This is a genomic window from Nostoc sp., from assembly GCF_036917515.1.
Classification (GTDB): Bacteria; Cyanobacteriota; Cyanobacteriia; order Cyanobacteriales; family Nostocaceae; genus Nostoc.
Map to the genome: position 1 here is coordinate 51,451 of NZ_JBALDE010000093.1, position 10,725 is coordinate 62,175.

The following is a 10,725-nucleotide window of genomic DNA, read 5'->3' on the forward strand; positions in this document are numbered from 1 at the left end:
AGAACAAAGATAATTAAAAAAGCCTGAAAGGAAGGATTTTCCTGATTGCACACGCTGATGAATTTGTACAGTGCTTAAGACTTAGATAGTTTGAAATAGTTAGCTAAGTGCGACATAAAAACCTTGGAATAAGGTGAATCTTCGAGAAATATTACTGTCTTTCAAAGGTGACGTATCAAGTGTGTCGAAAACGTCAAATTTCAGTGAGTTTTTGTCCTCTAAAACAGCATTAACTCAGGGTTGAGAACTTCAAGTTACTGAAAAAATCGATTGAAGTAGGTAAAAGTTATGGCAAATATCATTGGAACCAATGGTAATGATACGTTAGTGGGTAGTAATGATGCGGACACGATTAAGGGTCTTGCAGGCAACGATATACTTAGAGGTGGTGCAGGGAATGATACTCTCATTGGTGGCGCTGGTAATGATCGCTTGAATATTGATTATTCAGCAGGCAATAACCTACTCTCTGGTGGTGATGGCAATGATTCTCTTTTTGCCTCTGGTGCCCAGGGTAATAATACTCTCAACGGTGGTAATGGCGATGATATCCTCACAGTTGGTAATGGCAATGACTACCTCACAGGTGGCGGTGGCAAGGATAAATTTGTTTACAACTCCTTAGGCTACAGCACGGTTAGTACTATCACCGATTTTGGTGGAGTAGGTAAAGGAACAAATCCCACATCAGCAGTCATTGCCGAAGTGGACACTTTAACATTCCTTGGTACAGGCATCACTGCCCAAAATCTGCTACTAACCCAGAATGGCAGCAATCTGGAAATCACCTTTGAAAGGGACTTTAATACTACCAAAGTCATCCTGCAAAACTTTGCCCTGGAAAACCTGGATAACCTAAGTTTATCTACAGGAGCCAGTGTAGACTTGGGCAATATCCTATTTGATAGGCAAACTAGCATCACCGACAGCTTTGATGTCTTCAATGCTAACTCTACCCAAAGCACTATCTTCAATAAGAATACAGTCACCTTTCTTAACGACCTGAACAATAATGTTAACGGCTTTGACAACTCAGATGATGTGATCAATGGTCAGGGGGGTGATGACATCATTGACGGCTTAAGTGGCAATGACTTGTTGCGTGGTGGTGCGGGCAATAATACCCTCAACGGCAGTACTGGTGAGGATACCTTGCGTGCTGACTCTTCACCAGGCAATAATCTGCTCTCTGGGGGCGATGGCAATGATTTTCTTAGCGCCTCTGGCTACCAGTACTACGACAGCTTCTCCAAACAAAACAACGACCTTCGCTCACAGGGTAATAATACTCTTAATGGTGGTGCAGGTAACGATACATTGAGTGCTAGCGGTTCAAAAGGCGATAACCTGCTCGATGGTGGCGATGGCAATGATTTTCTAAACATCTCTGGCGTCAAAAACTCCAGCCGTGACTCTCGCTCTTCTGGTAATAATACCCTCAACGGTGGCGCTGGTGATGATTACTTGAGTGCTGGTGGTTTATTAGGCGATAACCTGCTCAATGGTGGCGATGGCAATGATTTTCTCTCCTTGTCTAGCTTTTTCTACTCCACTGGCGACTCCAGTGGCGACTCTCTCTCCTTAGGCAATAACATATTCTCTGGGGGCGATGGCAATGATTCCTTCTATCTATCCTATGAAGATTATGGCACTGAATCCCCATCATCCAATACGATAGATGGGGGGACAGGTGACGATCTGTTATCGGTTGATTACACCTACAGCTATGCTACAGGTATCACAACAATATTCAATGCCACTACAAATGAGGGAGTAATTACGACGGGCACTGTACTAATTACCTACAAAAATATCGAACGATTAAATATCTTAGGTGCAGGCGACGATGACAACATTGTGGGGAGCAATGGGAACGATACGCTCTCCACGGGATTCGCTGGTAATGATACCATAGATGGGGGAGCAGGTGACGATTTGTTGTCCGTCAATTACATGTATGATACAGGGGGGATCACAACGACATTCAATGCCACTAGTAACATTGGAGCAATTACGGCAGGCACGAATAGCGTTAGCTACAAAAATATCGAACAATTAAATATCTCAGGTACAGAATACAATGACAACATTGTGGGGAACAGTGGCAACGATACGCTCTCCACGGGATATGCTGGCAATGATACCATAGATGGGGGAGCAGGTGACGATGTGTTGTTGTACGATAATTATAGTGGCGGGGGAATCACAACGACTTTTAATAGCACTACTAACATTGGGTCAATTACGGAGGGTACCCGTTTAGTTATCTACAAAAATATCGAACAATTAAATATTTCAGGTACAGCCTACAATGACAACATTATGGGGAACAGTGGTAACGATACTCTCTCCACAGGATATGCTGGCAATGATACCATAGATGGGGGAGCAGGTGACGATTTGTTGTCCGTAAATTACATTGATGCTACAGAGGGGATCACAACGACATTCAATGCTACTACTAATATTGGATCAATTACGGCAGGCACGGATAGCGTTAGCTACAAAAATATCGAACGATTAAATATCTCAGGTACAGCCTACAATGACAATATTGTGGGGAGCAATGGCAACGATACACTCTATGGATATGCTGGCAATGATAGCCTCTATGGAGGCAATGGTAATGATACCTTTGCTTTTGAATATATTGACACAGTTTCTGATACTGGTACTATTTATGACTTCGACGCGACTAATGAACTCATTCAGGTATCGGCTAATGGTTTTCGTGGCGGGTTATCAATAGGTTCACTTAAACCAAGTCAGTTTACCCTTGGAACATCTGCAACCACAAACAATCAACGATTTATCTATGACAATATTACAGGTGCACTGTATTTTGACCCAGATGGTAGTGCCAGTGCAGCGACTCAAGAAAAATTTGCACAACTATCAGCCGGATTGTCATTAACTGAAAAGAACTTTGTGGTTATTTAATCTTAATTAGCGCTCTATGATCGCTCTAGGCATGAAATGGGAGGTACTTAATACAACACCTCCTACCATTCAATTTTTCAATGCAATTAGTACAAACAGAGAGTAGATATTGGGTTTGGTTCCTTAACTTTCGGCATAGGTGCGGATGCTTTGCACTATTCTTGATTAAGTTGGTTTATGTCTGCGTTGAGAATTTTTATAACTTATAGCGATTCTTGCACAGATATATATTGGCAGGCGATCGCTCAACAATATCCTGACACTAAGGTTCTCGTCCTCACCACCTTTGATGATGAGTATATTTTCCAGGCGATGCGGCTGAGTGCAAAGAGCTATTTGCTCAAGGACACCGAACCAGATGAATTAATGTTGGCAATTCGATCCGTCTACAAGGGACAAACCTTACTCGCTCCAGGATTGTTTGAGAAAGCACTCACGCCAATTACTGCAACTGTACCGTCTGTGCAACCCCCTCTAGAATTGGCGCAACTCACAACTAGAGAGTTAGATGTATTGCGGTTAATTGCTTGTAGAGCCAATAACCGTGAAATTGCTGAATCGCTGTTTCTTTCAGAAAATACTGTTAAAAATTATGTTACCAATATTCTGAGTCGGTTAAGTTTGCGCGATCGCACTCAAGCCGCTTTGTTTGCCCATTCACTTTTTGGTGGACTTAAATAGAGTCTGCTTGGAATCAGTTATCAGTTATCAGTTATCAGTGACCAGTTATCAGTCATTCACTTTTTGGTGGACTTAAATAGAGTCTGCTTGGGCAAGGGTATCGTTTACTAGAAAGATAAATAGCTGGGAAACGCAATCGATACAATGCCATTGTTAGTTGATGCAATGCAATTGTCGGCCGATACAATGGCATTGCAGGTTAAGAGATAATACTGTTCAGTTAAGGCCCAAACTTTTGGATGTTCAAATTTTGTGATTTAGGCAAAAAGTCTATTGCACATTGTATATTAATGCACAACAACTGAATATAGATATTTTGACACACCCTTTCAGGGATAATTCTTGTTATACAGCAGCCTACAGGGAGAACTAAATATGACATCTCCAGAAACGGTTATATGGCTACAAGAACGGACGACTTTAGGAATTCTCTCACCTGAAGTATTAAATGCGATCGCTCAAGTAATTGAAGAACAAGTAGTGAATGCCGAAACTGACTTAGTTAGTGAAGGCAATTCTCCAGAAGCCCTTTATATTCTTGTAGAAGGTCAACTCGAAAGCAACACCACCAATCAAAGCAACCCAGCTTTAGCTTGTGGATTTCTCCCTGGTGCAGTGATTGAACTCAAAGAATTGCTGTTGGAAGAATTAACTCCATTCACAATTACTACAGTAACCGAATGTCACTTCTGGGTTGTGCCTGCTGCTAAATTTCGGGAATTAGTCACCCAATACCCCGAAATTGCTCAGGCTTTTTCGCGCCAATTGGCTCAAGAATTAGCTCAAGTCACATCTGCACTTGGCTATGAACAAGAACGTTCTATTGCCTTGCGGCCATATTTAGTCACCAAAGCGCAACGGGGAATTATCGGTACAAGTCGCTATGCTGTGCGGCTGCGGGAGCAAATTCGAGAAGCCGCAGCTAACCGCAAATCAGTGGATATTTTCGGAGAACCAGGGTTAGAAAAAGACAATATCGCAGCCCTGATCCACTTTGGTTCTCCCAAACGGCGAGAGCCAATTATTAAACTAAATTGTGGTATTCTCCAAACTAGCGGTGCAGATTTATTTGGTCGTGCTGGCGGCAAACCAGGATTGTTGGAATGGTTGGGAGAAGGTACTCTGGTTCTCAACAACATCCAAGAATTGCCCGAAGAATTATTACCTGCCGTGACGCAGTTGCTCAAAACTGGCACATATACTCCCGTCAGTCGTTCTGGAGATTCAGCCGCCCAACCTCGTCCCAGTAAAGCCAGAATTCTGATTGTTTCAGAAAAAACTCAGTCGGCAATTGAACGCTGTATTGGTCACATTATTAAAGTACCACCGCTACGGGTGCGCAAAACCGATATTCAAGCTCAGGTTGAATATTACACAAGTCTTTATATTCGGGCTAGAGGTATTTCTAAACCGCACATTACCCCAGAAGCTTTGCGTCGCCTCCAGTCCTATGATTTTCCTGGGAATCTTAAGGAATTGAAAAATCTGGTAGAAAGAGCGATCCTGCAAGCGGAGGGTGCGAATGAATTAACAGAAGAAATTTTCTGGCCAGCCGAAACGAAGAAAAAACGTTTTCGGGTGAATCTGTTAAATGCCTCTCCTCGTTTGCGGCGGTTTTTACGTAGTCCGTGGTGGCCTGATCGCATTAATTATGGTTTTACTGCAACGGCTTTTGCGATTGTTGTGGCAGTATTATTTATTGGGCCGCAAACCCGCGATCGCAATTTCGTCTTAAATCTATTTTGGGCTTGGTGGTGGCCTTTCTTCTTATTTCTCTTTCCTTTTTTGGGACGTATCTGGTGTTCTGTTTGTCCCTTCATGATTTACGGGGAAATTACCCAAAAGCTCTCTTTATGGCTGTGGCCTCGAAAACTCAAACGCTGGCCAAGAGAACATGCTGAGAAATGGGGCGGATGGTTCCTCTTTGGGTTATTTACCCTAATTTTTTTATGGGAAGAACTCTGGCATTTAGAAAATACAGCTTACCTTAGCGCTTGTTTGCTGCTGTTAATTACTGCTGGGGCAATGATTTTCTCGGCTCTTTTTGAACGACGGTTTTGGTGTCGGTATCTCTGTCCCATCGGCGGGATGAATGGTTTATTTGCCAAACTCTCAATGACGGAACTCCGCGCACAGCAAGGTATATGTTCTGCCAGTTGCACCACTTATCAGTGCTATAAAGGTGGGCCGCAAAAGGGCGAAGGGCTGGAAACTAATGGATGTCCCTTATACTCGCACCCAGCGCAGTTAGAAGATAACCGAGATTGCGTACTGTGCATGACTTGCCTCAAAGCTTGTCCTCATCGTTCCGTTGAGTTCAACTTGCGTCCCCCTGGTATTGAATTGTGGACAACTCATGTACCCCGCACTTATGAAGTAGCATTATTGTTTTTGCTGTTGGGTGGTATCTATCTACATCGCTTGCCAGAGTTGCAATCTTGGTTGGGGCTGCAACTGGATTTAACTCAGTTTTGGCAGCATTTGGGATTATCGCTGCTAGTGTTAATTATTCCAGCGGCTCTTACTTTTGGGGCTTATGGTTTGATCCAAATGTTCAATTTTAACCGTAAGCCTCGATCCTTTGTAGAACTTGCCTATGGCTACCTACCATTAGTGTTGGGAGGCAACTTGGCTCACTATCTACGTTTGGGCTTAGGTGAAGGCGGACGGATTTTACCTGTTACCTTTGCTACTCTTGGTTTGAGTGGAGAACAATTGCCAATATTGGTTGCTCATCCAGCTGTGATTGCTTTTTTGCAAGGTACAACAATAATTTTCTCAGTGTTGATGACTATGTTATTAACACAAAAGATTGCCAAGCAACCACTGCGATCGCTCCTGCTGCAACACCTAGCAGCGATCGCTTTGGGACTTAGTATGTGGGCAATTATCGTCTCTTGAGCTTCACACCATTTCACGAAATGCTTGATACAAATGATTTGTCTCTAACTCTTTCCCCCTGCTCCCCTGGTGCCTATTTGATATCAACCTGAAAGTGAAATGGTATTACATCTTCCCCCAGGCGGTTTCTAATCGCCTGGGGGAAGATGCAAAATGTGAGTTAAGAACATTCTTCCCTACGAACGTGATAGAAAATACTTGTATGATTTATGATTTTTGACTCATAGTATAAGGATTACAGATAATGCACGTTCTAAAAAAATCCATCAAACCAGCAACTTATATATCGTTTCTCCATATCTACCAAACGACTTGGGGCACTGCTGGTGATATTTGTTTAATCCGTGAATCTGTAGCTAATGATAGTACAGCGAAGTTTATCGGGCACAAAATCCAACTAGCAATTCCAAAAGGCCTGGAGCGCGATCGCTTGGCAAACTGTCCAATAATCAAAGTTGCAGGTAATGTCGGCGACGGACATCCTAAAGAGCACCCATTGGAATGGGAAGTTTATGAAGGTGTAAATCCAGAAATAGCTTTAGCGGCTCTCAAACCTTGGGGCTTCAAGTTAATTGAACTTTAATGTGGCAATCTGACAAGCTCAACTCCCTTTCGTTCTTCTGAAACTATTTTTTCCCCTAGCGGCATCAGACATTGGCTCAAATGGAAAAATTCGTCTAATAGACATAGGAGTGAAATTAATTATGCGTTGCCCGAAATCTTTGATAGGCATAATTTATAAATTGTACCTACGTCATTTTCACTTCTATGTCTAATGTACTAAACCAGGTTTCTAGATCCGTGATCGCCTGAAAATCCAACAATGCTTCACCGAGATTTTCTAATTGTTCTAAAGAGAGAGTTTCAATCCGGTCTAGTACCTCTTGAGGTAATTCTCCCACCCGTCGAGTAAGTTGACGGAGAATCAGCAATTGCCCTTCTGCTTTTCGTCCTCTTAGTTCTCCTCGTTGTTCTCCTCGTTGTTCTCCTCGTTGTTCTCCTTCTCTTAGAATTTCTTGATAAATCACTGACTCGCGCATCATACCCTCCCGAAATAATTGTCGAATCAAATCTTGATTGTATTTTAACCCCGCTAAGATTTGGGTGTAAGCGGAAATTTCTGCTCGTTGTCTTGGCTCAAGTTGATTAACTTTGCCCACAACTTGTTGCAATAATATTTGAGGTTGGGTGGTTGCTGTTAGTGGTGCTAATGGTAACAAAGCTGGATCGTTGAGGAATAGTTCAGGATTTTGCTTGCACATAGAAATCACACGATATTCATGGCGGGTAGTTTCGACACTAAAGGCAGTTTCAATTACTGTTTCTGGTGCAGGGGGAAGCAGTAATACGACAACTTGCGTTATTGGTAGACGATACAAACGATACAAGCGTACCCAATAATCTAGCATCCGCAGGGGTAGGGGTGGCGTAGATTCTAGTTTGGTTTGAAATTCCAGATGCAGAATGCGTCCTTGTAGTTGTAAAAATGTGACATAATCAGCACGAATTGGTTCAATGCTCAATTCGGTTTTAAGAACTGTGACGGAAGTTTGCGGTGTTCCTAATACCCAACTGGCAAAGGTAGCAGGATGTTTTTCGGATAGTAATTTGCAGAGGTTATCAAAGGACATTAACGATCGCCAACAATTGAACGAGGCATTGTTATTATCTCGTGCAGTGGTTTGAGTAGGCGATGTCTACGACGGGCTACGCCTACGCACCATCGCTCAAGGAAGCTCATTATTATACTCTGAGCGTATCTTTTTAAATTCCTGTAGTATTTACATTAATATTCCATTTCTAGCTAGGTTGAGTTATCAGACGATAAAAAGATAACTGTAGCGGTTCCTGATTTACTAGTAAAAACCTAACTCCCTTCTCTTTCCCTACTAAGGAAAGGGCAGAAACAGCCTTTATTTCTAAAAAAATTACGAATTACGAATTACGAATTACGAATTATACAAATGCATCTGCACATAATTAAAAAGCGATCGTCGCCCTTTTTCCTTTTTCCCTTTACCCTGCTGTTGACTCTCTTTCTCGCCCTGCCTTGGGTAAGCGCGAAACAACAGCCTAACCCGAAGCCAGAAGTGTGGCAGATTAACGGTATTGTTGCTGCCCTTGATGATGGACATAACGGAGTAAAGGGGTATGCACTAGACAAATTAGTTGAATATGATCTAAAAGATTTAAAATCTCTGGGAAAGAAACCAGAGGATATTGCTCAGAAAGCTGCCAAAATCCTCAAGGATAAAACCGTTGACTCAAATGTTCGTTCTGGTGCAGCATCGGCATTGGGAAATCTAGGGGAGGCAGCCAAACCCTATGTCAAAGACATTGCTGACATCCTCAAAGATAAATCCGTTGACTCAAATGTTCGTTCCAGTGCAGCACAGGCATTGGGAAATCTGGGGGAGGCAGCCAAACCCTACGTCAAAGACATCTTCGACTTCCTCAAGGATAAATCCGTTGAGAAAGATGTTCGTATAGATGCAGCATCGGCATTGGGAAATCTGGGGGAGGCAGCCAAACCCTACGTCAAAGACATCGCTGACATCCTTAAGGATAAAACTGTTGACCCCTTTGTTCGTATAGGTGTAGCATCGGCATTGGGAAATCTGGGGGAAGCAGCCAAACCCTACGTTAAAGACATCGCTGACATCCTTAAGGATAAAACCGTTGACCCCTTTGTTCGTAGAGATGCAGTAGTGGTATTGGGAAATCTGGGGGAGGCAGCCAAACCCTACGTTAAAGACATCCTCGACTTCCTCAAGGATAAATCCGTTGACTTAAATGTTCGTAGAGGTGCAGCAGTGGCATTGATATATCTGAGGGAGGCAGCCAAACCCTACGTTAAAGACATCCTCGACTTCCTCAAGGATAAATCCGTTGAGAAAGATGTTCGTTCCAGTGTAGCTTATGCATTGGGAAATCTGGGGGAGGCAGCCAAACCCTACGTCAAAGACATCGCTGACATCCTTAAAGATAAAACCGTTAACCCGTATATTCGTTCCAATGCAGTATCGGCATTGGGAAATTTGGGGGAGGCAGCCAAACCCTACGTTAAAGACATCCTCGACTTCCTCAAGGATAAAACCGTTGACCCGTATATTCGTTCCAATGCAGCATCGGCATTGGGAAATCTGGGGGAGGCAGCCAAACCCTATGTCAAAAACATTGCTGACATCCTCAACGATAAAACCGCTGACAAATATGTTCGTTCTGGTGCAGCATCGGCATTGGAAAATCTGGGGGAAGCAGCCAAACCCTACGTCAAAGACATTCTCAACTTTATCAAGGATAAATCCGTTGATAAAGATGTTCGTTACGGTGCAGTATCGGCATTGGGAAATCGGAGGGAGACAGCCAAACCCTACGTCAAAGATATCCTCGACATCCTCAAGGATAAAACCGTTGAATCCGGTATTCGTTACGGTGCAGCATCGGCATTGGGAAAAATAGAACAACTCAACCTGAATAATATTGTTGTAATTCTGGATAGCATCTATTACGCAGGTCAATCAGAATTTGAACAGTGGCGCTTTTTGACATATTTCCTGGGTGGCGGCACTAATGAAGTCAAAACACTGCTCACATGGCTGGGTTTTTCTGAGACTAAAACGATTCCTGTTTCATTAAGCCATGAGCAAGGTGATAAAACTCTCAAAATCTTTGCCCAAGCCTGGGAACCTAGCCAAGGTTTAGCACGATTACGGGAAGACTTAGCAAAGCAAATTGCTATAGTTGCCAGAAAAGTCCATTGGCAACCACAAGATATTGTTATTTTAGAAACTCACTACAACAACCTCAAAAACGCCGGCTACAACGAAGCTGATTCGTTGCAATCAGTAATAGTTAACCTCAAAACTTGGCAGTGGTTGTTCAACGCCAGAACTACCATTTTGATTCATGCTGCCTTTTGGCTTGCCCTCATCTTCGCTTATCCCAAATTTCCCCAAGTTCAAGCCATCTTCTTCTGGAACCCTTGGGTGAGGCGTATTCTCGGTGTCGGCTACGTCGGCTTAATTCTCACCTGGGTTCCCTTTTTTCGGGAAAAGTTATTTGAACCCTTCAAGCCTTCTCTACTAGCCGATGCCGGGTTAGATAATTGGTGTTGCATAATAAAGGGATGAGGAGAGGGTTCATACTGTGCATTGTCCATACTGTAAGTCTACGGAGATTAGAAAAAATGGAAAAAGAAGA

The 10,725-nt window shown here is 43.0% G+C and carries 6 protein-coding genes; 5 read left to right on the plus strand and 1 reads right to left on the minus strand.

All coding sequences use genetic code 11. The features are described from left to right. The first annotated feature begins 288 nt into the window (after nucleotides 1–288). From V7K89_RS11110 to V7K89_RS11125, 4 genes are all read left to right on the plus strand, one after another. Nucleotides 289–2,940 (plus strand): beta strand repeat-containing protein, encoded by a 2,652-nt coding sequence (locus tag V7K89_RS11110; protein WP_335187057.1) that lies wholly within the window; start codon nucleotides 289–291, stop codon nucleotides 2,938–2,940. A 177-nt stretch (nucleotides 2,941–3,117) separates the two neighbouring features. Further along, complete coding sequence (locus tag V7K89_RS11115; protein ID WP_335187058.1) at nucleotides 3,118–3,621, plus strand: response regulator transcription factor; 504 nt, start codon at nucleotides 3,118–3,120, stop codon at nucleotides 3,619–3,621. Between the two features lie 375 nt (nucleotides 3,622–3,996). After that, a complete protein-coding gene (locus V7K89_RS11120; RefSeq protein ID WP_335187060.1) occupies nucleotides 3,997–6,522 on the plus strand; it encodes a sigma 54-interacting transcriptional regulator in 2,526 nt (841 codons plus the stop codon). A 244-nt stretch (nucleotides 6,523–6,766) separates the two neighbouring features. After that, a complete protein-coding gene (locus V7K89_RS11125; RefSeq protein WP_335187062.1) occupies nucleotides 6,767–7,105 on the plus strand; it encodes a hypothetical protein in 339 nt (112 codons plus the stop codon). A gap of 166 nt (nucleotides 7,106–7,271) precedes the next feature. Here V7K89_RS11125 and V7K89_RS11130 read toward each other — a convergent pair whose 3' ends face one another. Then, complete coding sequence (locus V7K89_RS11130) at nucleotides 7,272–8,153, minus strand: Rpn family recombination-promoting nuclease/putative transposase (protein WP_335187064.1); 882 nt, start codon at nucleotides 8,151–8,153, stop codon at nucleotides 7,272–7,274. A gap of 333 nt (nucleotides 8,154–8,486) precedes the next feature. Here V7K89_RS11130 and V7K89_RS11135 point away from each other — a divergent pair, with 333 nt between their 5' ends. Then, complete coding sequence (locus V7K89_RS11135; protein ID WP_335187066.1) at nucleotides 8,487–10,655, plus strand: HEAT repeat domain-containing protein; 2,169 nt, start codon at nucleotides 8,487–8,489, stop codon at nucleotides 10,653–10,655. Nucleotides 10,656–10,725: the final 70 nt, after the last annotated feature.